Source organism: Megasphaera stantonii (assembly GCF_025567065.1).
Lineage (GTDB): Bacteria > Bacillota > Negativicutes > Veillonellales > Megasphaeraceae > Megasphaera > Megasphaera stantonii.
The window spans coordinates 325,338-351,001 of sequence record NZ_JAOQKD010000001.1 but is presented as its reverse complement, the minus strand read 5'-3'; the positions used below and the strand labels follow the sequence as shown (position 1 = coordinate 351,001).

Sequence of the window (25,664 nt, the reverse complement as noted above, 5' to 3'; positions counted from 1 at the left end):
TGACGAGAGGAGAACGTGTCATGGATAGGGATCGGATTTTTACGAAGGACTTTATCGTCAATTTTTTTATCAATTTTAATGTATACATGGTCTTTTTCTTGTTTACTATTATCGTAGTGGAATATGCGATGACCTTTTTGCAGGCGACGGCCAGTCAGGCCGGGTTAGCCGCCGGTATTTTTGTATTCTCCGGCTTTGCCGGGCGCATCGCCGCAGGACGGTGTGCCGTATGGCTGGGTTTGAAACCCTTGCTGTATATAGGAGGTCTTATCTTTTTTGCGGCTTCGGCAATGTATGTCGTCATCTCTTCTGTGACGGCGTTGTATGGTGTTCGTATCCTGCAGGGCTTTGGGTTCGGCGTGGTGTCTACTGCTACGGGCACCTTGGTGGCTGCTTTGACGCCGGTGTCGCGCCGCGGAGAAGGTATTGGGTACTACACGCTGAGCGTTATTTTAGCAACGGCGGCAGGGCCCTTTTTGGGTATGTGGTTTCAGCGATACGGCTTGTATACGGCCGACATGCTTTTGTGCATGGCTCTGTGCGGCATAAACATAGGGCTTGCCGTTCTTCTTCGGACTCCCATGCTGCCGTCTCATGAACCGGCGAAGAATAAAGGCTCTTTTTGGCGGAAATATGTCGAGCCGGCTGCCGTGCCAATCGGCGTGCTAGGCCTTATCATCGGCATGTCCTATTCCGGGCTGGTAAGCTTTTTGACCTCCTTCGTAAAAGAGGCGCGTTTGACCGAGGCCGGCGCATGGTATTTTTTCGTATACGCCGTCTGTATTTTTTTATCCCGTCCGTTTATGGGACGCCTTCTCGACAATCGCGGGGAAAATTATGTGATGTATCCGCTTCTCCTGTCCTTTGCTGCCGGCATGGCCCTTTTGAGTCAGGCGGAAAGCGCTCTCGTTTTATTGCTTTCCGCCGCCTTCGTTGGCCTGGGATATGGTTCGTTTATGCCGACGGCGCAGGCGATTGCCGTCAAAGTCGCCGCGCCCTCCCGTATCGGCGTCGCGACGGCTACGTTTATGTCCTTATTTGATATCGGCATGGGCGTCGGTTCCTATGTGTTGGGGGCGGCCATACCGTATACTGGGTATGCCGGATTGTATAAGATGACAGCCATCGTTATTCTGTTCTGCATTGTCTTGTATTATGCCGTTCATGGGAAAAGAGCGGCTGTATAGAGAAATGTCTATTTTTAAGTGTATAGGGGATTAGAAAGTATTTACGAAAGAATGACGAGGGATATATTTTAATTTGCAACGAAAATTGTAAAGAAACTGTGACACAAAATGGATTGAATCGAGGCTATTTTGTGATACAATGAAGACAAGAAATTGAAGTACGAAGGAGGGATATTCGATATGCGCATTTGGAAACGGTCTATTATCGTAGCTGCTATTGTCGGCGCGTTGTGCGCTCCGACCTTTGCGATGGCTTCCCAGGCAAATTCCTTTGGCGATATGAGCTTTACAGGCGCGCAGCTGACGGAGTTCAAGGCTCGTCCTCATCATCCGGGTCCTCCGCCGCCGCCGAAAAAGAAACCAAAACCGCCTAAAAAAGTTACGAAGCCAAAACCGAAACCGCATAAGCCCGGACGGCCTATGCCGCCTCCGCCCCCGCCGCGTCATCACCGCTAAGGGGAGGCATGAGGTACATGCTGAAAACGACAGGAATTTCGCAGAGAGATTTCTGTCGTTTTTGGCATACGCTGTGTTATGATTGTATGTTTGAAAGGAGAGGTGCGTCATGTCAAAACGAATGGCCGTATATCTTGCCGCCGCAGCCTGCGTCGCCGTCTTGTGGAGCGCGCCGGCCCTTCCGGCTCAGGTTGCCGGTCAAGGTACGGCAAAAGGAAGCGGCGCGTATATGACGGTACTGCGGGCGAGACCCCTTCCCCCGCCGCCGGCGCCTCCGGCAGCTCCGTCTATTCCTGCGCCGCGGCCTATTCGGCCTATACCGCCGCCGATGCCGCCTCCGCCAGCGCTTCATCCGGGACGGCCTCCCCAGCCGCCGCCCCCTCCGGTTTCACCGCCGCCTGCGCCGCGGCCGGACAGACCCCAGCCGGCACCTAAGCCGCCGTCTCTGAGTCCGCGGCATCCCATTCCGCCGCCGCAGCCGCCGGAAATTCCAAAACCGAGGCCCATTCGCCCCATCCCTCCGCCCATGCCGCCTCCTCCGCCGCGGCGATAATAGGGGGAGGGAGTATAGCTATATTTTTGCCAAAACCTCTCATTGTTAACTAATAGGTTGCGATGAGAGGTTTTTTGTCGTTCCGACTGCAGATTGCCCGTTTTTACTAAGGGTGAAAAATATGCGATAAATTCATAAAAATACATTGACAAATAGGAATACGCAGGATATCATCAAGTATTTCCGTTCGTTCCTACAGAAACAACGAAACCGGGTGCGTTGGGTTATCATGGATATGTCTAACCTGTTCCGGAAAGTTGTACAGGCGGTCTTTCCCAATGCTGTCATCATATGCGACCGGTTTCATATCGTCCGAATGGTGCTGTAGGCCATGGAACGGGTACGTAAGCGGATCCAGAAATCATTTCCCAAGAAAAACCGTTATTTTAAGCGGAATAAGCGGATTCTGCGGAAAGCCGGCCATACGCTGACGCCGGACGAACTGGTGTGCCTTGAGGAAATCCTGTCGCATTCGGAGGATTTACGGAAAGCGTACGCTCTCAAAGAAGCCTTTTACAAGGTACTGGATATGAAGCGAACTCCGTATGCAGAACCAGTGCTGCAGGACTGGCTGGAATTAGTCCGGTCTGCTGACCTGGAAGAATTTCAATCGCTGCAAAAATCGTTTACAGACTGGTTTGAGAAGATTGTAAATGCCCTGAAATACCCATGGTCCAATGGGTATACAGAAGGGTGCAACAATAATAAAACGAACCAGCTTGGGGATTCGAAGCTATAGTCGGTTTAAAAAACGAATTTGATATATAGCCTAATTAACAAGCGGGAATGAGACGCAAAACATTGTAACAAGAGCAGATACCTCAACATTTGACAAAGAACCAAAAATAAGCTAACAAATTTGCTGAAATCGTTTGCTGATTTCGTGTATTTGTTAGCTTATTTGAATGAGTGTGAAGAAATTTGCAATATGTCAGCTCATCGGATGATGGGACATGTAATGCGACAAGGCAGCGCGGTTGGTAATGCCCAGCTTTTTGTATATTTGGCTCAGCGTTTTCTTTACGGTCACTTCGGCGATGTTTAATTGACCGGCGATGGCCTTGTTGGTCAGGCCGGTAGCGACCATGGCGGCGACTTCTTGTTCCCTCTTGGATAAGGGCAGGGACGGCTTCGCGAGAGCCGTGCGCAGCGCCGCCAACGGCTCGGCTAGGGAAAGGCCCTGCACCTGTTCGATAAAGGGCGCTGCCGCCGCGTCGGAGCGGAGCTGTTCCATCGCCTGCGGCAGGTATTCGGCGTGTTCGGCGAAGGGCATGACGAGATGGTCGGGCTGGGCCAGCGCGACGGCCTGTTTTAATGCCGTTGCTGCTCCGTCTATGTTGCCGGCGTGCTCGTAGACGCAGGCGAGAAGAATCGATTCGTAAATCGCCGGCAATATGTACTGCGAGGCCATAGCCGTTTTATAATGTTCCGTCGCCTGCAGCAGGAGCTGAGGAAATTCTCCGCGGCTCAGCAGGACCTTATCCTGTATGACGGCGGCTATCGGCGCGATGGGATAATAACAGCCATTTACGTCTATCGGGGGGGGGGGGGTGAGGTGTATAAGGGCACAGAAGCCGACGAACTGTTCAGCATCGACTGGAGGAAGGCTTCGCACAGGTGCTTTACAGCCGTGCCGCATTGCGGGTAGACCTGGAGCTTCAGCGAGTGCAGACGCTGTATTTCTTTCTGCAGCCCTGCGGCGTCGCCGCGGCAAAGGGCTAGGCGGGCTAAATAAAAATGGGCCGTTTGCAGGTGGGAAATGCATTTCGGCACGATAGAATTGGCATGAACGTATTTTGCCAGCGTTTGTTCCGCTTCGTCGAGACGTCCCGTCAGGTATTCGTATTCGCCGCGGATAAAATCGGTCTGGACCGGAAAGGCGTCGGCGTGTATCAGCCGTATATAAGAAGCGGTAAATTGCCGCAGCCCTTCCGCCGTTTGTTCCAGTTGCCCCGGCAGGGAATGATAGAGGGACAATGGCGACGGCGAGCCGAAGGTCCATGGCAGGATGAGGTCGTGCGGCGACGGGAGAAGCTCCCGGGCGCGCTGGACGTGCTTCGTCATAGCGGAAAGATCCGGGTACGAGCAGAAACCTTTCATCACCTCGGCATAGGCCGCGTAGTACAGGCGCTGGGCGGCGTCGGCGAATTCCGTCTCGACGCAGTCCGCCAGAACGGAAAGATATTTGACAGCGAGGAGCCGCTTGCCGCAGCGGAAGGCGTATAAGACGCAGTAAAAGCAGCCTTCCAGATGAGCGGCCCGCTCTGCGGCGGAAGCATGCTGCAGCGTATCGGCGGCGACGTCATGGGGGAAGCCGTATAAGCTTTCCCGGCCGCCTTGCTCGATCGCCGTCAGGACCGTGTCGTAGTCGCCAGCGCGGCGGGCCAGGACGATGGCCTGTTTATAGTCGCCTTCCTGCAGGTACCAGTGCGCCGCCCGGAGCTGCTGCGCCTGCTGCCAGCGGCGGCTTTTCCGTGAAAAGACATAGTGCAGATACGAGGCCAGCAGGGGATGGAAGGAATAGGTCCCGTCATGGTAATCGAAATATAAGAAGGGATTTCGTTCCACCTCGGCGTCGAGAAGATCCTTGGCGCGGGGCGAATCCATCACATAGGACGCCAGCTCTCCCGTAAAGGATGGAAAGAGGGACAGGGCCAGAAAGAGATTTTTTCCCGCTGCGTCGAGATTAGCAAAGGCATTTCGTTTTATGTAGCTGTACAGCTGGTACTTGTCCTGCGTCGTCAGGACGTTTTCTCCATCGGCTTCGGCGCGCTGCTGGAAGTTGTGCATACCGTACTCGGCGGCGAACAGCTCCTGATCGTTCAGACGGTTATACGCAATGGAATTATTCAGATAGATGATTTCCCAACCGTCATTACGCTGTGTTTTTTGAAAAATAAAGACACAGCGCTGGTATTCGTGGATAAACATGTTGTAGGCTGGATCTGTCGTGATGTCGGAACAAATCTGGCAGAGCCATGTCGTATCGCTCAGCGGGCGGACAGTGTATTCCTCGTTGCTGATGCGGCAGGGGACACGCTGGCTATGACCGCGGCGGAAGGCCTCTGTGACGGCTTCATAGCCTGTCAGCTGCATATGTTTTCCCGCGCCGGCCCAGATGACGTTGTCCGATAAATGGGAAAAGAGCGGCGTCAAGTCCAGTTCTTCAAAATACGCCGTTATAATCCGTTTGCTTAGCTGCAATATAAGCGCTTCTTCCGTTAACATGAAAGCACCCCCTTTACAGGCAGATAGATAGACTCATGGAAACACCCCGAAACACATGGGAAAAACTGCAAGTAATTACATTATAATACGGAATAAGGTCCTGGAAAATATACTTTTCACAATTTTATAAATATTTAATGAGCTTTGTGCGAAAAGAGAGAAAGAAATTCGCCGGAGCTCGTTTTTTATTAAAGTATATACTTTTGTATAATATATTTACCTTAGTACCTTCCTTTATAATATAAGTTGAAAAAGTATATGACTGCACGAACTGCGGAGCAGTTGGCAAAAAGTTTTGTATGACGCATAAAAAGTTATTATAAAGAATAAAAATACGATAAAAAGACCATAGAAACAGGAGGGTTACATGACGATGAAAGTTTGGACTAAATATATATCAGTTATCATTGCCTCCAGCGTGCTCCTTGGGGGTCACGCATGGGCTGTCGAATTGCCGCCGGCAAATGAGCTAGCCGGGATGAATGATTCGGGCGTACAACTGAGCCGAACGCGGCAGTATCTGGAATGGCAGCGGACGATGCAGCGCATTTCCGAAGGCCGCGAAGCGAGCCAGGTAGAGGATCAACGGGAAACGACGCCGGAAGACACGTCGAAAGCCGTTCGCTTTCAGCTGAACGACATTATCGTCGACGAGTCGGACGTACTGAGCGGCGAGGAAATACAGGCCGTGACAGCGCCCTATATCGGCAAGGAAGTCTCCATACAGGACTTATATACTATCGTAGAACAGATCAACGAACTGTACAGCGAAAAAGGCTACATGACCTGCCGGGCCTACTTAGCCCCGCAGACCATTAAGGGCGGCGTCGTCCATATCAGCGTCATCGAAGGCAAGACCGGCGCCGTAACGGTACAGGGAAACAACTCGACGAGGGAAGATTACATTCGAAACCGCGTCGCTATTGAAGAAGGGAAGATAACTAATATTTCCGATGTCAATAAGGATCTTCTGCGGTTCAACGCGACGAACGACGCTCAGCTGCGCATCGCCATGAAAGCCGGCGAGACCTACGGCACGACGGACTACGTCATTACGGCCTACGAGCCGCAGCAGCAGGTCTTCGGCCTCTTTTCTGACAACGCCGGCAGCGAGACGAGCGGCCTGTACCGCGGCGGCATGTTCTGGCAGGATCGGAGCCTGACGGGAGTCCGCGATTCCCTCATGATGACCTCGGTCTTTTCCGAAGGTACGAAATCCTTCGGCCTGTCCTACTCCCTTCCCATCAACCGCAATGGGACGAAGCTGGGCCTCAACTACAGCACCAACAGCGTCCACATTACGGACGGGCCTCTGGAAGATCTGGACGTCAAGGGCCATTCCTACGCCTACGGCATTTCCCTGACCCAGCCCATTATGACGACGGAAACGGTGAAATCCGAAATAGGCCTGGAATACGGCTACCAAAACTCGAAAACCGACTTCATGGGCATGCACTGGATCGACGACACCGTCAAGGGCTGGTCCCTGTTCTTTGACCAGATCGACTACGGCCGGACGACGATTTTCTATCAGAAGCACGCCTACCGCATCGGCGATTATACCGATATTACCGACGAAACACAGCATTTCGGCAAATATTACTTTAATACCTTATACCAAAAAGTGTTCCCATCGGGACAAATGATTACGGCCCGCCTGGACGGACAGCTCAGCAGCACCCAATACCTGCCGTCGGCTGAGCAGTTCTATATCGGCGGCATGTACAGCGTCCGCGGCTATACGGAAAGCCTGCTCGGCGGCGACAGCGGCGTCATGGGAAGCGTGGAATACACCGTTCCCCTTACGTCGTCCAAGAAGACCAACGCCTACATCTTCCTCGACGGAGGCCGCGTCTGGGGCGAAAGCGCCTACGACGACACGCTTCTCGTCGGCACGGGCTTCGGAATCAAGACGGCTATCGGCGACCATATGTCAATAAATGTTGGCATGGGCTTCCCTCTCATTCGCACGGTCAATGATGAAGAACAAAGCCGGGCGAGAGTTCATTTTTCCTTCAACAGTCAGTTCTGATACAGATACGTGAGGAGGCAGGACGATGAAATACATACGACAATTTACGCGCAAGCAAGAGCGTAACCAGACGAAAACCTTAGAACAGCAAAAACACGACCTCGACTTGGCAAGAAAAGTCCTGACGGCCGTCACGGCCTTCAGCTTTATCGGTAATCCCTTTGCAGCCATGGCGTCGACGATTACGCGCGTCGATGCGCCGAAGGAAAATTTAATGGAACATACAAATGTAGGCCATATTTATGCTGACCAGATGCTTAATGGAAATCAAACGGCGGTAAACCGTTTCGATAAATTTAACGTATCGGCCGGTGATATTGCCAACATGTATTTTCAATCTACTGCGCTGCAAGGAACAGATACATGGGCCAAGAACTTAGTCAACTTCGTTAACGACCGCATCAATGTAGCCGGTACGGTCAATGCCATCAAAGACAGCAAAATCGGCGGCAACCTGTTTTTCCTGAGCAGCAAGGGCATGGCCGTAACGAACAGCGGTGTAATTAACGCCGGCTCCCTCTATGTCATGACTCCGACGGAGGATTTTATGAAAGGTATCTTGGGAGAGGATTCCAGAACCTTTAATGAAGATCAGTTTAATTCACAGTGGAGCAATATTTCCAAAATGGAAATTCCTGTCAACCCCAGTGGGACAATTACTGTCTTAGGGACGATTAATGCAGCAAATGACGTAAAAATGACAGCTGCGCAAATTGGCATAGGGGAAAATGTTAGTGGAGATCCTAGCTACAACGTGAGTTCCGAAGATGCTAAAAAAGCTGTTATCAAAACTAACGTTGCAGATTTTAGAGATATAGTCAATATTAAGAGCGAAAATAATTTTATTGACGCAGGTTTAGATAATACCAAACTGATGAGTGCTGACGTCGATCCCAATTCTGGAGATATTGTGCTGCGTGCTGTTGCCAGTACGGTAAATAGTTTGGATAAAAATTTTGATAAATATGAAGGCAGTAATAACCAGGCGAAAGCTTCTGTAACCGTCGACGGTACGATCAATGCGCGTAAAGACGCAGTTATTACTGCTGAGGCTACAAACGGTGTCAATCTTGCAGATTTGTTTAATAACGAATCTGTTATAGAAGGCGACGATAATTTCATCGAAGCGTACGGACAAATTACTAAAAATGTGGCAACCGTCGATATTAACGGCAACGTAACAGGACAGCATGTCAACATAGAGGCGAATACGATTAACAATTATATTTCAAGTACAGATGAAAAGGTCAAGTTAGGCATTCTTACAGGACTTGCTGGTGTTGTTGCGGTAAATTGGGATGCATCCTATGCGGTTCTTGCGAACGAGGCAGCTGTCAATGTTAATAAAGGCGCTGTTATTACTGCAAAGGCTGCTGCTGAGAAAGAAAAAAATGCCCTTAATATCAGTGCGGACAGCAGCTTAAAGGCAAGTGTTGGCGCAAGTACTTCTGCGATTAAGCTGGCTAATTTGAAAGGCACATCAAATGTGCCTGCTGCATCGGTTGGTTATGCAAAAACGGACAATAAAGCAGCGGTTAACATTGCAGGGGAATTGCATTCTAACGGACATACCAACATTAGCGCTAAGGCTGACAGTACGGTTGAATTGGTTTCAGCTGATACTACTACGCAGTTAGATGGACAGGCTACAGTATTTAATGTTGCCGTGGCTATTGCCGATGGTAGCAACAGCAGTAGTGTTGATATTAAAAATACTGCCGAAATGACTGATTTGAATGGTGATTTGGATATTACAGCAACTTCTACTAACAGCATTGATACACAGGCACTTGTAAAAGGGAAGGAAAGTTCATTTGTAGGTACAGCTGTAAATATAACTGATTTTGACAGCAGCGCTGATGTGAAAATTGATACGGCTATTGAAGCTGATAGTGTAGATATCGCAGCTGGTAATTCTGTTGTAAAAAATAATGTATCTGCCAATAATAATGTAGGCAGCAGCTATCTGATGAATTTGTTGGTATCAAGAGCTACAGGGACCAAAACAGTAGAGGATATTAAGGCGTTTGCTGGTCAAGTAAAAACAAAAATATTGGGAGAAAGTAAACCGGATATTGAAACTGCCTTCAACCAATTAGGTGAATGGGCAAGCGTCGGCGTGAGTGTTGGCGTTGTCAATGAAACAAATAATGCTAATGTTACGCTTACTAAAAATGCCCAAATTACGGCGCAGGATGAAACAGGAAAAAAAGGCAATATCAGCGTAACTGCTAATAATTATATTGCCGATACCAGTATGAGTGTAACTGGTGCAACAAATAATCACAGCAGTGACGTCAGCAATGAAGCGCTAGTTAATGCAGCTGTATTGTATAGCGATATGGACAGCAATGCTACTGTAACGTTGGAAGGCGGTACGGCGCATGATGAGAAAAATGCTGCATATACTCAGCTTGACGGAGCTAATATTAACGTACAGGCTAACAGCGAGTTTAACTACGGTCGCATTGATAAAATGATTGGCGATATTCTTTCGCTATGCGGAAAATTGGAAAACGCTTATGCGTCTAATTCTACCTATCAACAGCATGTAAATGAATTAGAAAAAAAGGCAAAAGAGTTTAGTGCTAAATGTGCCGCAGACCCCAACTATGCCGATAGTGCTGAAGGCAATGAAGCTGCGATAGCACTTGCAAATGCAGCCAATAGGGTAAGTCTTGATGCTTCTGATGGCAGTGTAGATGAACAGATTAAAGATATTTTTGCTGGGCCGTTAAGCGTGGCAGGTGCAGCGGCTCAGTTTGCTAATCCTAATAATTATGCAAATTTCCAGGCAGGCGCAAGCACCAGCGGCAAAAGCGAAGACGGTGCTTCTGTGGCTGTAAGCGGTGCGGTGAATCTCAATTACATTACCAATAACGCTAATGTAATTGTTGGCAAAAATACCAAAATTACGGGCAGCGGCAAAGTAGGTGTTAACGCTAGTGCAGCGCAGGAAGACGTAGCCTTTAATGGAAAGCTTGGTTTAACAGGCGGTGCAGACAATGCAGCCGGTGGTACAGTAGGCGTACATTTTGGTGAAGTTAACAGCACGGTTGCTATTGCCGAAGGTGCGGAAGTTACTGGCAGTGCCATTAATATTGGCGCAGATAATGATGTTGCGCATACAGCTATTACCTTTGGTGCTGGTAAATCTGGTAATGCCTTTGTAGGCATGGGGAGTTATCTGGAAGGCGACAGCAACAGCATTGTATCCATTGATGATGAAGCAAGCCTTACTGCGACCGGCAGGGATCAATATAATCCTGCATCCCAAGATGAAAATAATTCCACATCTGATACTATTACTGGCAGCAGTGATGGCAGCGTAAATATTACTGCTCATAACAATACCGTTTTGACTAATATTGCTGGCGGCGGTGCTATTGGCGGCGAAAATGCCGGAATAGGTGCTTCCGTGGCTATTACGGATTATGATGTGTATAATATGGCTGGTATTGTTAATAATGACGCAGGTGTATCTGCAAATACAGGTGAAGTACCGGAAAATGAAACAGAAGATCAGAAACGTGAAAGAGTACAAAAGGAAAATATTGCCAAATTACAGGAACTTACCAAAACGCAGAGCGGTTTGACGGATGATGAATATGCGAATTTGTTTGGCTCCGCTGAAAACACTATCGAAAATGCCGGTATTAACGCTCATGATGTAAATGCGAATGTTTTAACGGACGGCACTATCAACACGGTTACAATTGCAGGTAGCGCTGTTACGGGCAGCGATTATGATAAACCCGGCATTGGCGATAAATTTGATAACTTTAAAAAGAATATGGAGAACCGTGTTGAAAATGGTATTACTAAGATTGATACAGCGGTTCAGAATAAATATAATGGCACCATGGAAAGCCCGAATTTAAAACCGACTAATATGGAGGCAAGTAATCCTAATGCCGGGCAGAAAAGGCCGTCGTTTACTATCAGCGGTGCAGGCAGCAGCAGCGTCAATTTAATTGATGGTGCCAGCACAGCCTTGCTTGACGGCGCAAAAATTACTTTGGTTGCAGATAATGCTGGTAATGCCGGTAAACTTAACGTAAGTGCGGCAGACAGCAGCTTTATTGGAGCATGGAGCGGCGCGGCGGCAATTTCGTGGAAGACCTTTATGACCGATCAAAACTGGAGCAACAAGAGCGTAGGTTTTGCCGGTACGGTGGGCGTCAATATGGTTAATACCGATGTTGCTTCCATAATCCGCAACAGCACAATTAACAATGCAGGCAGCATTACCAATACAGCTGATAAGAGCGGAGCACTTGTTGCAGCTGGTCTTGGCATGGCCGTTGAAAAAGGAGGCGCAGGCGGCGGCAATAATTACGGCGGTGCGGCTTCTGTATCCGTTAACATTGCTGAAAACGATATTTATGCTGTAATGCAGGCCAATACGGTTAATGCGGCAGAAAATACGGAAAAAACTGTTTTAACCAATACTGCTTATGATAATGACGTACAGGTAACCGGCGGCATTAATGCCAGCATTGCTTTAGGTGGGCAGCAGGGCGTTTCTGTAGGTGGTACTGTAACTTATGCCGAGCTTACCAATAATGTGCAAAGCGCTATTGTTGGCGGGACGTATAATAATATGGGTACGGTTGATGTAAGCGCTGCTACTGATATTACGCAGGTTGGTGCTGCTGTTGGCGTGGCTGCGGCAACCGGTACCGAAAATAATTACGGCATTGACGGCGTTGCTGCTTATAACCAACTTAACAACAATGCAGACGCTGTTATTGACGGAGCAACCATTACTGCGGATAAGGTTAACGTAGCTGCGTATGATACGGACCTTGGCGAAAATAAACATACCGAATATATTAATCAGCGCGGGCTGGATGCAACCGGCCATACGTATCTGCAAAATGTCAGCGATACAGCAGAAGATTTGTATGAAAAAGATGATAAAGGAGAAATCAATCTTGATGAAGACGGCCAACCGATACTTAAAGTTGGCCAAACCGGCAATACCATTGTTACCGGTGCGCTGGGTATTACAGCAACTACCGGCAGCGGCGGAGGCAGCGGCAGTGCGGCAATTTCTATCAGCGACATCAATAACGATTTTAATGCGTCTATTAAAAATAGCAATATTAAAACCAATGGTCTGGCTGCAGACGGAGCCGATGACGTTGCTGACGTAAATGTTTTGGCTAAGTCTGACACGCTGTTGGCTAATATCGCCGCAGGCGGCGCAGGAGCGAGCAAAGGCTTTGCCGGGGCAGGTTCTTTTGGTTGGAGCACGGTTAACAATGACAACACTGCTAGCATTGAAAACAGCACGATTGATGCGGCAACTACCAAAGTTAATGCTATCAGCGGCACTTTGGGCGTAAATGTTGCCGGACAGGTAACTGTTGGTAAGCAGGCCTTGGGTCTTGCCGTTGCTTATAACGACCTTGAAAATAATACCGGCGCGTATATTTTAGGCAGCGATATTAAAAATACGGATACTAATGATGAAGGCAACGAAGTAATTGAGGAAACTGATGTAACCGTTGCAGCGGAAAACAGCGGCAAGATGTATGCTGTTGGCGCAGGTGTGGGTGTATCTACTGATACAGCTGCTGCCAACGGTACTATTGCAATTAACCGCGGTAATAATAACCTTGAAGCTATTGTAGGAGATTACGGCAGCGGCGAAGATACCAGACATACAAAGATCACCAATGCTGAGAATATTGACGTTACTTCTAACGATAACGCTTCTGTACTTTCTGTTGCAGGCGGCGTTGGCGTTAGCAAAAAGGTTACTGTTGGCGGTTCCGTTGCTTATAACGAAATCGGCAATATCAGCGGTAACGCTGACGGCAAAATACAGAATAATACTGCCCAGATTAATAATGCAGTTATTACAACAGCAAATGGTGCAACGATTGATGTGCAGGCGCTTGACAATGCTGATCTGACCACGGCTGCAGTAGGCGTTGGCGTTGCGGTAGGCGGCAATGTGTCGGTGCAGGGCGCTGCGGCAACCGCTTTGATTAACAAAGATACGGAAGCTTCAATGAATGGAGTAACCATAAGCAAAGCATCTGAACAGGACAGCAGCGGTGCTGATGTGACTGTTAAAGCTTCGAGCAGCAATGACATTATTACTACTGCCGATACTGTATCCGCTACAGTAGGCAGCGCCGGCGCGGCAGTTGGCGCAGGTGTAGCCGTTAACAGAAGCGAAGCCAATGTTAACGCACTGGTAAGCGGCGGCACTATGAATGTGGACGACCTTGCTGTTAGGGCTGCTAACAGCGCTAATATTACAACTGTTGGTGTAGGCGGTAGTGTTGCAGGCGGCACTGGTGCAGGCGTAACCGGCAGTGTTGCCGTTAACATGATTGGTAATGGTACAACTGCAAAAATTGATGGTGGTTCGGATATTACAGCGTCGAATAACGTTATTGTGGCGGCATCTGGTGACGAAAGCATTGCAAACTATGCGGGTAGTGCTTCTGTTGCAGTAACTGGTGCAGCCGTTGGGCTCTCTGTATCTGTTAATGAAATCGCCAGCGAGACGCATGCATCTATCGAAGGAGATGAAACAAAAGTTAGTGCTGAAGGAAATGGTGATACAGAAAAGGTAAAAGACAGTGTAGAAGACGATCAAATCCTCGATAATTTCGTCGACGAAGATGCATTCAATAGTGCGGCGTCTCTTGCAGATACGAGAAAGGACAGCGAATACAGCGGTGTTGCTGTGTCGGCATCATCCACACACACCATCAAATCTTTCTTGGTGAATGGCGGAGTGGCCGGTAAGGGAGCCGCTGTGAACGGCACGGTTAATGTAAATTCAATCGGTGGCAGTACGTCCGCTGCGATACGCGGTGCGGATATTAATGCAAATGCTGCATCTGACGGGAATGTCCATGTGGTAGCCCATGATTATGCGAACAGCGCGGGTATTGTCGGTACGGCAAATGGAACTTTAGCAGGTGCAGCTGTTGGTCTCGGCAGTGATACGAACACGGTTTCACGCGATGTGTCTGCAGAGGTTCTTGGCAAGGGCACTGCAGATAGTAATGGACGTTATGCATTGAAAAATACAGTGAATGCAGATAAACTTTCTGTAGACGCTGAAGCAAAGCAGGGCATTTCTTCGCTTACGACTGGCATTAGCGCAGCTGCTGTTGGTGCGGGAGTATCCAATGCAACCAGCGTGGCGCTCCTTGAAGGGAAGACGACTGCTCAGATTAACGGCACGGCAGTTTCTGCTGCATCTCTTGATGTGACTTCTGATCACACGGCGAAGATGAATACGCTTGGCGTGGCGGTCGGTGCAAGTGAAGTTGGCGTGGGCATAGGCGTGAGCGTGCTCAATGAAAACAGCGAAACGGCGGCGAAAGTAACTGATGCAGATATTAACATGTCCAAAGAGGATAGTCAGGTTACTATCAAGGCGAACAACCATACAAAGGTCAATTATCAGCTCTATAACGGAGGAGGCGGGTTGGTTGGCGTAGCTGGTTCCATCGGTGTGTCCAACGTAAACAGCAAAGTAAATACAACGGTTGAAGATACGTCCATCGGACAGCAGGCTGCCAATACAGAAGAGATCGAGGGTGCTGCGAAGAATATTCAAATCAGCGCAGAAAATGATATTGATTTTACAAATAATTCCGGAACAGTTGGAGGCGGCGCGGTCGGCGTAGGTGTAGGCGTTGCTGTAAACACCATCGATAGTCAGGTACAAACCCGGGTGGATCGCGCAGAACTGCATGCTTCTGGAGCTATTGATGTATCTGCAAACGAAACGCGCAAGGTAAATCAGCTTGCTGTCAATGCGCAGGCCGGCAGTGTTGCAGGCGGCGCAAACATCATGATTACTAATGTGGGCAAAACGGTAGACAGCGTCTATGGCTCCAACCTCCAGACTAATGCCGATGGAGAGGTCCAAGGCGACGGAGGCGTCAAAACCGATGAAATTTATACAGAAGCCAACGACGCGATCACAGAAAATCAGTTCCAGTCATCCTATACGCTGGGTGCGGTAAGCAAAGATGATTCTTCTGCATTTGATTCAGCTACGGCAGGAAAAGGCTCGGAAAAATCGATCGTCCAGGTAGCAGTAGACAGCTCGACATTGGATACCAAGGGAAAGGTAGCGCTGACTACAGAAGAAACTACGGAAGTTAAGATGAATGGCATCAATGCTTCAGCTAGTGTGAAAGGCAGCGTGAGCGGTACGGTAGGTATTCTTGGTGTGCATCGTAATAGCAGCGTAGAAGTGACGTCTTCCTCCATTCATGCATCTGAATTGGACGCAAAGGCTAACGTAAATGGGAAATCTGATCTGAATATTTATCAGGGTACTGTAGGCGGTGTGGCATCTATCGGTGCGGCATATGGCAGTATTTCTACAGATGGCAAGGCCGGCGTGGGCATCAAAGACAGTTCAATAGAGTCGACAGGCGAGGTCAATCTGTCAGCGGAAGATACGAGTCAGGCTGATGTGGACGCTATTGGTGTTGCACTGGCCGGTGGCGGAGCAGCCAGCGTCATCGTGGCGGAAGGAACAAATCGCGGCGAGACGACAGTTACTGTTAATCATACTGATATTACAGCAGGTAACACTATCTCTGTAAATGCAAAACGCGAAGCAGAGGGAGATAGTCTTCATGTCAGAGCCATTGCTGGAAGCGGCGGACTTATATTCGCAGGGGCTGGCGTATCAGCCATTGCCAATGAAATGGGAACTGTGGGTACAGAAGTAATCGGCGGCAGCCATTTCACTGCAGGTGACACGATCGGTCTGTATGCGAAAAATGCGCCATCCGTTACAGCAGAAACGGGCGCAGTAAGCGGTAGTATGTTTGCTTCGGCAGCCATTACGGTGGCAGAAGCAAACGTGGGAAGCCCTGATGAAGACGACCATCTGAAGACCAGTGTCAAGGTAGATGATTCCAATACTTTTACTGCCAATCAGGTAACTGCAAATGCGGAAGCAGATATCAAACAGAAGGTGGACATGAATGCACTTAGCATCAGCGTTTCGCCATTCCCATCTGGCGCAGTACAGGTTAATACAGGCGGTACGGAAGCCTACAGCGATGTAACCGTTAATATTGGGGCGAGTGTATTCCAAGGAAAGGACTCCAATACTGTAGGTTTGAATGTAAGTGGCAGCAATTTGGTTACACAGACTACGGCGTCTAGGGGCATTAGTGCGAGCACAGGCATTGCTACGGGTACGAACTTGGCGAGCACAGCGGCCTACCTGTCTACGCAGGTCACTGCGACAGGTAGTGAAGCAAGCCGGCTGGGAAATGTCGATATCAAGGGCAGCAGTTCTGCTACGATTGATAACGATGCCAACGGGTATGGCGGCGCGTTTATCGACATCAGCCCCTATGCCGCTATGGTTGAAAACAACTACACGGCTGACACGGACGTGACGCTCAGCGGTGCGTGGAATACGACGGGCAGCTTTACAGCTCAGGCTTTGAACGGTATGGACATTGACCTCAAATCCGACGCCGTCCGCGCGGCCATCGTCGGCGGCAGCGGCACGTGGCTGAACAACGTTATCAACAATGCGGCCAACGTGACTCTCGACAACGCGACCATCACGACAGACGGCGCGCAGAGCTATGTTGCGCAGAACCAGGTCGATTACGTCGGCGAGATTGACGGCTCCGGCTACGGCGGCATCAACGTCAACGCCACCGATTATAAGGACGACCTCGACTTTACGGCTGGCGTAGATATGAAGCACAGCACGCTTACCGGCGCAGGCGACGAAGGCAGCATTACGGCCTTTGCCTCGACGGAAGGCACGATTCATTCCAAGAACAGCCTGAAATCGGCCGGCGTCATTCCCGTTGCCCTCGCTTTCAGCGACCATGACATTACGTATAACAACAGCGTCAATGTAACTAATGCTACGCTCACTACAGACAAGAAGGATCAGGACATCACGCTGGCGGCGACGGACGACACCGACGTGAAACTCGAAACCATCGCCGATACCCAAGGCGGTGCAGTCGGCGCGGCTTCGGCAGAAGCAAAGAACGTCCTCGACCGCAGCAACAAGATTACCGTCGGCAGCGGTTCTACCCTTCACAGCACAAACGACGTGAACCTCTACGCCGGTGCAAATTCGGAGGGAATCTCCTCATCCTTGGATCTGCAAGTTCTCGCCGATGCGTACAACAAGACGGTCATTCCGTTGGCGACGGCTCCGAAAGTGGATAATGCGATGACGCAGGCCAATCAAGTGTCTGTTGGCGGAATTGTGGAAAGCGTGCGTCACATTAATGCCAGCGCGGCAAAAGGTGCGACCACCGTAACGGAATCGGCGCAAGAATATAATCTGTATCAAGGCACGAGCGGCAGCAGTACCGTGGCGTCCACAACGCTTGGCGAGACTGTGCCGCATGAAAATGGCGACGCTAACTTTGTGGAAATCGCAGAGGGGGCGAGCCTGACAGCTGGCATTCATAATCATCTGAACCTTACCATTGAAGGCGAAATCCCTAAACCTGACGCAATGCCTGCTGACGGAGGAAGCGTTGATACTTCCAATATCACTATCAGTGTGGGAGAAGGCGAAGGTTGGTTCCGTACGGATACCGTTCAGACCGGAACTACGACGATCAAAAATAATTTGATGGATCGCTACAACGAAGTTGTTCGACTGATGGGCCAGTATGAAGAAGGCACTTCTGAGTATGCAAGCTATAAGAGCGAACGAGACTCCCTTCTTCTGGAAATGAAACGGATGGGCATGGCGAAGGAGGACATAAATAGAAATCTTACGCCTTCGTCTGAGATTGAGGTGCCCGCAGTGTCTTTGCCTGACATCGTCGTATCCGGCGGCAATATCAACATTGATAGCGACTCGCTGAAAGGCGGCGGTAATCTTACGGCTCAAGGCGCTCCGCAGATCAATATTACCAATGAAAGTGATGCTTATCTCGTTGTAAATGATGTGACTATTCAGGATGCGGGCGGACAGATCCGTATGAACGGCTCGACACTGACTGCAGATACGGCGGGCAATGAAATGAGCGCTGCGCAAATTCATGCAGGCGGTGTGACTGGCGGCGAATCGCAGATCAACATCTCCGGCACGGCGTCCATGAAAGAAGGGATGCAGGCAGATATCGGCGTCTTTGGGGATATCACCAATACGTCTGGTGACGTGACGCTCACCAACAATAGCTACAACCTTAATATTCTCGGAAACATCAGCGGCCGCAACGTCAGCCTCGTCGCTACAAACGGTTCCGTTACCCAGACCAGCGCGGAAGGGTTTATCAATATAGGCGGCGACCCCGTCACGAAATACCAGTTCAGCAAAGACGTGGCCAATGCGATTCAGGAGTACATTTACGATCAGTTTGTGGCAAATAATAGTTACACGATTCCTGAATTTAAAACCTATGAAGAGTATGTCAACTGGATCAAGACGAATATCGTCGCCGGCGGAAAGTATGGCATCACAGAAGCAGATCTGATCTGGAAAAAAGATGATCCAGCAGACCCGGGAAACAAGATCGTTGCTGGAGGCAACGTCTACATCAACGGTCTGAACGTCAACATCGGCGGGCTGGTACAGAGCGGCTACGGAAAATATTCTGTGACGTTGGACAGCAGCGCTCAGGCAAAAGTCGATGCGTTGGATAAGGAATGGCAGGGTAAGCAGGAAGCCCTTTCGGACAGTGCTGTCATGGCGAATGAAAAGTACCTGATCAATGCAGGCGGTCAGGTTTATAACCAAGAGACCGGCGTTTATGACTATGCAATCCGAGTGTACTATAATCCGTCCACTGGCGAATTGCTTACAGACAGCGTGTCCGTATCTGGCGGCAAGATCTACATTACCGGCAATATTTCTAGTACTGGCGGCGGCAAGATCATGGCGATGGACGGAGCGGCAGATATTGCTATCGATACGTCGAAGATTGATAAAAACGTCACAGTAAATACCATTACGAACAACGATATCAGCGGCCTCATCAGTATTACAGACAAAAACAAGACAGATGGTCATGGCCATTACTTAGTCACTGAATATAGAAATGATGAACAACGTTCGTATTACTCTGGAGGTGTGCTGTCTGATTGGAGCGCCGTAACGGGAGACATGGGGTATGATCCGGAAAAGGGATTGCAGTACCAGTGGACCGGCGGCGTCAGCGGTGAAGTAACGAAAAAATATCAGTACACAGAAGATTTCCTTTTCTGGGGACTTCTGGATTATGGAGAATCTGATACATTTGTTGCTGGACTCAAAGCGGAGAATAAAATGCCGGAGGGGACGCCAGTTTCCAGCGGCGGGACAGCGGGAAAAGAAAACGGTGTTGTCATTACAAAAGGAAACGGCGGCAAGGATTTCTCCATCACGGGAAGCTATAGTAATAGCAGTGATGAGACATACAGCGATATTTCCCCGGATATGAAATACGATGGATTCTGGGGGAAAGTCTTCGGCTACGGCACGACCACGTACACATGGACAGGAAAGCAAGGGACTGCTTCTTCTACGACGACGTCTATCGCTGCGGATAAGCATATTCAGATTGGCTTCATCGGCAACGGCAATGGGAGTGGTAATATTTCCGTTACATCCGGCGGCGATATGACCCTTGCTGGCAACATCAGCAACGCCTCTGTCGTCGACGGAAACAGCCAGACTGTCGGTAAAGGCAGCGTCAGTCTCACGAGTCAAAATGGCGCGATCACCGGCAACGGGATTATCAATTCCGATGACGTAAATCTCAAAGCTGCGGGAGATATCAATGTAAACCATGCGGCTATCGGCAGCGGCGCGACGGTCAATATCGCTTCGGACAATGGAGATATCCATTTCACGTCTTCGAAGGGCGACCTCTCTATTGAACAAGCCGTGACTGGCGGTGCCAATCCGATTACTGCCGAAACGGGCAACGTCTACCTCGAAGCGGCCGGCAGCCTCCTCGACGGCCATATGTCCGGCGACTATGCCGTAAAGGGACAGCGCATCGACCTCATCAGTAAGATGGGATCTATCGGTACGGAGAACAATGCCCTTACGATTCTTGGCGGCAGCGACCTGTACAGCGCTGATACGATGGCGTCGAGCGTGAACGCCTCTGCTGCAGGCGACATCGTCCTCACGCAGACAGACGGTAATATGCGCCTCGGCACGATCGAAAGCACGAACGGCGACGCCGTGCTTACGGTAACGAACGGCAGCTTCGTCGATGCGCATCCGTCAGAAAACAGCTCGTCCAGCAGCGCCCAGGATAAGATCGACCGCTGGTTAGAAAGCGGTCTCATTGACAAGAATGACAAGGCAAACGAGAGCACAAATGCTGCTGACAAAGCTAAAGCTGAACGCGTAGAAGCGTTGACGAATCGAGCGAACTCGCTTGCAGGCGGCGATAAAGCAAAAGTCGAAAGCTACTGGGCTGCGGCGGATGCCTTCTATAATGACGAAGGTGTGAAGCATGCGAAAGAGACCTATCTCAAAGCGGTTGCAGAGGCAGGCGGAGACAAAGAGAAGATTAATGCTGCATATGAGCAGTATCAGAAGGATTATCAGAATGCCAAGACGAAGCACTTCGAAAATAAAGAGTTCAGTGACGGAGAGCAGGATCTCATTACGAGTTATGCGGAGGTCTCGAACAGCGAAAACTATGGCTGGAGCAAGAATGAGCTCCTCTACGCGATCCAGGACAGTGTTCTCAACACAAAATCTGGCGAAGTACAGACGGTTGATACGCCGAATGTGTCCGCTATAAATATCACTCTTAATGCGGCCAGCGGCGGAATCGGCATTGACGGCGAAGCGCAGACGATCAACTATGCGGATCTGAATAAGGAAGAAAATCTTAAATTGTTAGCAAATGCCAAGGCAGGAGACCTCACTTGGGATGAAGCTAATCAGCAGGTCACCATCCGCCAGCAGCAGGCTATCACAGTGGCGGCAGACGGAGCGGTCAATGTGGCTGTTGAAGGCAATGGCAACGTATATCTTGCCGGTGTCAAAGGTACGACGCTCGATATCAATGACATTAAAACTGGTGGTAACGTCCGGCTTCAGGGCGATGATGGTGTAGAGGTTGGTTCCATCAAGGGAGGTAACCTCATTATTGCTGGCGGAGAAGGAAGTATCACGAGTGGCAACGCAGACGATCTTTATGTACATACAGAGCTAACCGGTTCACTCGATGCGAATGCCAAGGGAGATATATACATCTCCGAGAAGGGAGATTTGGATATCCTTACGCTCGCCACAGACAAGGCAGCGCATCTCGCAGCTACGGACAGTATTCTGATGGAAAATGTAAAAGACAGTACCGCGCAGGGCCGCATCAACGCTGCAGAAGTTAATCTTAGCGCTGGCGACAGCATCGGCGGTGCTGGTGAAAATCAGGCTATCCGCATTTTGGATAACGGCGCTGTAGTCAATGCCGAAGCAGCAGAAGGCATCTGGATTTCCGGCGAAAGCGGCGATGGCTCTACAGGCAATCTCGTCATCGGCAACATCAATGGCGGCAGCTTCGACCTGACCAGCGTCAGCGACGTCAGCCTCGGCGAAGGTACGGATGAAGACGAAGCGCTGACAGGCAGCATCACGACGACAAATGGCGGCGCGTCTATTTCGGCAGTCAACGTCGATTTGGCTGACGGAACAGTCGATGTAGGGACGAATGACTTCAATGTCACTGCCACGAACGGCGACATCACCCAGTCGGAAGCTTCGAAAGGCCTCATTGCTAATCACGTCAACCTGTCCAGCACGGGCAGCCAGCTCTTACTGAGTGAAACCAATCAGATTAACTCTGTTGCGGTCAAAGGCTTGCATAATAATAGCCTAACCGGCAATGTGGAAATCCACAGCGCCGCCGACAGCTTCGACGTGCAGTTCGGCGATACGGATGGTGATACCGCTGCTGGTATTACTGTCAACGACGGCAGCATTGTCATTCAGCATAACGGAAGTGCTGACGGTAAGCTCACTGTGACCGGATCGGCGACGACGCAGAAAGCCAACGGTAGCGATGTGAATGCGGACATTAGTTTCAGCGGTAAACAAAGCGCTATCGACGTCGAAGGTACGATGAATGCCGGAGACAACTTCTCGGCGACGACAGAAAGCGGAGCCATCAACATTACCGGCACGGTAACGGCCCATAATGGCGAAGTCAAAGCGACGACGAACAGCGGCGCGATTTCTTTCGACGGCGACGTCACGGCCATGCGCGGCGACGTCACAGCTGCGACCGGCAGCGGTGATGTGACCTTCGACGGCAGCATATCGGCAGAAGAAGGCAATATCAATGCGACGACAGACCAGGGAAATATCCTTGTAGACGGCAGCGCTGTTGCTAAGACTGACATCCTGCTGGACAGCGGCAGCGGCGCTATCACGGTGAACGGCATCGCAACAGCTGGCAATCAATTCAAGGCGGATACGGTAGATGGCAAGATTACTCTTGGCGGCGACGTCACCGCAACAGCGGGAACTGTGAACGCTCATACTACTGCCGGCGGCATTGAAGTCAAGGGCAACGTAGATGCGGGAACGGATATTGCTCTGGACAGCGGCAGCGGCGCGATTACCGTAACCGGCAGCGCGACGGCTGACAATAATTTCTCGGCGACGACAGGAAGCGGCGACATTACTCTGGGTGGAGATGTGAAGGCTGAAACAGGCAAAGTCTTGGCCCAGACGCAAAGCGGCACGGTGCTCGTCAACGGCAGTATCCAGTCGGCTCTCAATACGGAGCTGCAGGCTGGGATTACGGCTGATGACACAGGCAATATTACTGTCAAGGGCGACATCGCTTCGGGCAAAGAAGTCTTAGCGACAGCTGCGAATGGCGATATCGTCTTTGAAGGAACGACGACGGCTAGTGACGGCGACGTGAAAGCAGAAGTTACCGGCGACGGCTCCATTACCTTCAACGGCGCGGTGACGGCTGTAGCGGAAGGCGAAGGTGGCGGCAACGTCGTGGCGAACGTTTTCGGTACGGGTGACATCACGACGGAAAGCGATGCTGTATTTAATGCCGGTAAGGACGTGCTGTTCACGACGAACGTCGGAAATATCACGGCAAACAGCGCGGTAACTGCCGGCGAGGACATCGTTTTCAAGGTACTGACTGAAGGCAATATGACGCTTCGCGATGACCTGAAGTCTGAGCAAAACATTGATTTGAATGTAAATTCCGGCAATATCCTCTTTGAAGGTACGCAGGACGGCGTCCATGAAGACATCTATGTAACGTCGAATGGCGGCGACGTGACCGTTTCCATCAACGAAGGCGGAAGCGGCGTCATCAAAGACACGAACAGCGAAGGCCCGACAGGAGACTGGGCGCACCTTACCTCTGCAGAAGGCAATGTGACCGTTCGGCACGATGGCATCGGCGACGTCGACTTGTACGAGCTGTATGCGAAGCAGGACGCCGGCATTTCCGTAGCCAACGGCAACCTCCACCTCGTCAATGTCAGCGGCAACCTCGTAGCTGTTTTCGTGAAGTCCGAAGGCAAGGACATGGATGTGGAAAACATCGAAGCGGCCCAGCAGATTGCCATTTCCGGCTCCAATATGGATCTGGACAGCATCACGCAGCGTGAAGACGGCGACGGCTTCCTGGTCATTACGCCGGAAGGCACGGCGGACGACCAGCCGATTGACAACCTCGTGATCGGCGACATCCTGACCAACGGCGGCGTGCGTTTCGACCATCTGTGGCTGAATACCGGCAATATCCACGTCAGTGAGGGAGCGCTGCATCTGGACAAGGTTTACGTACAGGATAAGGCCACCTTCAGCACCGACGACATGACGACGAACGTCTTCGGCTCGGCTCCGGTCTACGATGACAGCGTATCGAGCTCGTACTGGGTCAACACGAGCATCAACAGCCCGAAGGACGACCTCGCGGCGTGGAACAGCGACGAGCTGAACGACAAGTGGATGCATATCTTCTTCTCGCCGGAAGGAACCGTCCAGATCAGCAACGGCAACCTGCTCCATCTGGCCGACCACAATTACGCATACAATCAGCGGTACAGCCAGGTCGATTGGATGAACCTGTTTACTGACGAAGATTTCTATAACTTCTATGACAAGTATTATGCGCCTGACCTGTCGTACCACGAACGGTACGGCCTGACGAGCGGCAGCGGTCACAGCGTAGAAAACGCTGAAGAAGACGAGGTCATCGTCGAATAAGGAAAGGCAGTTTGTATGAACTACATGGCAGCAGGGGCCCTGCATGATAGGGCTCCCAGCTGCTGTAAGAGAAAGGATGGGATTCCCATGAACAAAAAAGCAGAATTATTTCAAGACTATTTAAAAGAAAAACAAATCGCGGCCTTTACGGTCGACGAAATCCAGGACGATGCGCTGAACACCGTCGTCTTCCGCTCCTACATCGACGTCGGCGGCAACCAGCTTCCGACGCTGGTCATCCTGGACAGCAGCATTTACTGCATGATCCGCATTCTCGTCGCGCCGAAAGCCCTGCGCGATGACAATAGGGAAGCCGTGCTGGAGCTCATGAACGGCTACAATAAGAAGTACAAGTCCTTTAAATACTACGCCGACGACGAAGGCAACCTCGTCATGGACACGTGCGTATTGTTCAAGGACGGAGAAGCCGACGGCGACATGATTTACACCATGTTCAACGTCATCATCAACCACTTGAACGAATCGTACAAAGACACGATGAAGGCCGTTTGGCAGTAAAAGCGAATAGTGCAGTGCATAAAAAACGGGCCTGCTTCGCGCAATCGCGCGGGCAAGCCCGTTTTGCTGTTATGATATTAAGCAACTAGCCTCGGCGTGGCGTTGGCCGTAAACAACGCAAGAGCCCCTTCAAGATGGCACTCTTGAAGGGGCTCGTTGTGTTTTGCATACTTTTCAGTCTACACGCTGAGTATACCAAGTTTTCGGCATATAGTCAATGCTGAAATTTTTTCTTATTATGCTATGTGTATAATCGATTTTTTTGTTTTTCTAATACCTTTAGAATGTTACATGATCACTTACATAATATTTCTCTATCAAGATTTACTTCCAGAGGATTTTATTCTCACTTAGATAATGGAATTACCTGAGAGAGGCTATGTTTTCAATGCAATAAGTGAAATATAGCTAGATTCAATTTGCATAAGATGAACGTTTTACTTGAATCTGTCTTGCGAAAGCCTTCGATTTAAGGTATAATATAAATACCAAATGGTCATGATA

At 50.1% G+C, this 25,664-nt stretch carries 8 protein-coding genes and 1 pseudogene; 7 read left to right on the top strand and 2 right to left on the bottom strand.

The genetic code is table 11. The features are described 5' to 3' along the window. Nucleotides 1–20 precede the first annotated feature (20 nt). From OCV58_RS01565 to OCV58_RS01550, 4 genes and pseudogenes are all read left to right on the top strand, one after another. Nucleotides 21–1,187 carry an MFS transporter gene (locus OCV58_RS01565; RefSeq protein ID WP_154876677.1) on the top strand — a complete coding sequence of 389 codons (1,167 nt, stop codon included), beginning with the start codon at nucleotides 21–23 and terminating at the stop codon, nucleotides 1,185–1,187. A 180-nt stretch (nucleotides 1,188–1,367) separates the two neighbouring features. Then, complete coding sequence (locus OCV58_RS01560; protein WP_267312743.1) at nucleotides 1,368–1,643, top strand: hypothetical protein; 276 nt, start codon at nucleotides 1,368–1,370, stop codon at nucleotides 1,641–1,643. Between the two features lie 109 nt (nucleotides 1,644–1,752). Continuing rightward, nucleotides 1,753–2,196: a hypothetical protein gene (locus tag OCV58_RS01555; protein WP_267312742.1), complete on the top strand. Its 444-nt coding sequence runs from the start codon at nucleotides 1,753–1,755 to the stop codon at nucleotides 2,194–2,196. Between the two features lie 145 nt (nucleotides 2,197–2,341). Further along, nucleotides 2,342–2,935: pseudogene (locus OCV58_RS01550) on the top strand (ISL3 family transposase). Nucleotides 2,936–3,127: 192 nt separating this feature from the next. Here the strand turns inward: OCV58_RS01550 and OCV58_RS01545 are convergent. Together OCV58_RS01545 and OCV58_RS01540 are read right to left on the bottom strand one after the other, a co-directional pair. Further along, complete coding sequence (locus tag OCV58_RS01545) at nucleotides 3,128–3,607, bottom strand: LuxR family transcriptional regulator (RefSeq protein WP_107195301.1); 480 nt, start codon at nucleotides 3,605–3,607, stop codon at nucleotides 3,128–3,130. A gap of 122 nt (nucleotides 3,608–3,729) precedes the next feature. Then, on the bottom strand, nucleotides 3,730–5,424 hold the full coding sequence (locus tag OCV58_RS01540; protein WP_154876676.1) for a winged helix-turn-helix domain-containing protein: 1,695 nt from the start codon (nucleotides 5,422–5,424) through the stop codon (nucleotides 3,730–3,732). A 367-nt stretch (nucleotides 5,425–5,791) separates the two neighbouring features. Here OCV58_RS01540 and OCV58_RS01535 point away from each other — a divergent pair, with 367 nt between their 5' ends. The 3 genes from OCV58_RS01535 (at nucleotide 5,792) to OCV58_RS01525 (ending at nucleotide 25,160) form a co-directional block, all read left to right on the top strand. After that, the gene (locus tag OCV58_RS01535) at nucleotides 5,792–7,456 is read left to right on the top strand and encodes a ShlB/FhaC/HecB family hemolysin secretion/activation protein (protein WP_154876675.1); all 1,665 of its coding nucleotides are present in this window, start codon (nucleotides 5,792–5,794) and stop codon (nucleotides 7,454–7,456) included. Nucleotides 7,457–7,481: 25 nt separating this feature from the next. Then, nucleotides 7,482–24,641 (top strand): hypothetical protein, encoded by a 17,160-nt coding sequence (locus OCV58_RS01530; RefSeq protein WP_154876674.1) that lies wholly within the window; start codon nucleotides 7,482–7,484, stop codon nucleotides 24,639–24,641. Between the two features lie 87 nt (nucleotides 24,642–24,728). Next, entirely contained in the window at nucleotides 24,729–25,160 is a 432-nt protein-coding gene (locus tag OCV58_RS01525; protein ID WP_154876673.1) for a YbjN domain-containing protein, read from the top strand. The last annotated feature ends 504 nt before the right edge of the window (nucleotides 25,161–25,664 follow it).

Coding starts and splice junctions, on each gene's coding strand:
- OCV58_RS01525 (WP_154876673.1), top strand. CDS start 24,729: ATGAACAAAAAAGCAGAATTATTTCAAGACTATTTAAAAGAAAAACAA.
- OCV58_RS01545 (WP_107195301.1), bottom strand. CDS start 3,607: ATGGCCTCGCAGTACATATTGCCGGCGATTTACGAATCGATTCTTCTC.
- OCV58_RS01530 (WP_154876674.1), top strand. CDS start 7,482: ATGAAATACATACGACAATTTACGCGCAAGCAAGAGCGTAACCAGACG.
- OCV58_RS01555 (WP_267312742.1), top strand. CDS start 1,753: ATGTCAAAACGAATGGCCGTATATCTTGCCGCCGCAGCCTGCGTCGCC.
- OCV58_RS01540 (WP_154876676.1), bottom strand. CDS start 5,424: ATGTTAACGGAAGAAGCGCTTATATTGCAGCTAAGCAAACGGATTATA.
- OCV58_RS01565 (WP_154876677.1), top strand. CDS start 21: ATGGATAGGGATCGGATTTTTACGAAGGACTTTATCGTCAATTTTTTT.
- OCV58_RS01535 (WP_154876675.1), top strand. CDS start 5,792: ATGACGATGAAAGTTTGGACTAAATATATATCAGTTATCATTGCCTCC.
- OCV58_RS01560 (WP_267312743.1), top strand. CDS start 1,368: ATGCGCATTTGGAAACGGTCTATTATCGTAGCTGCTATTGTCGGCGCG.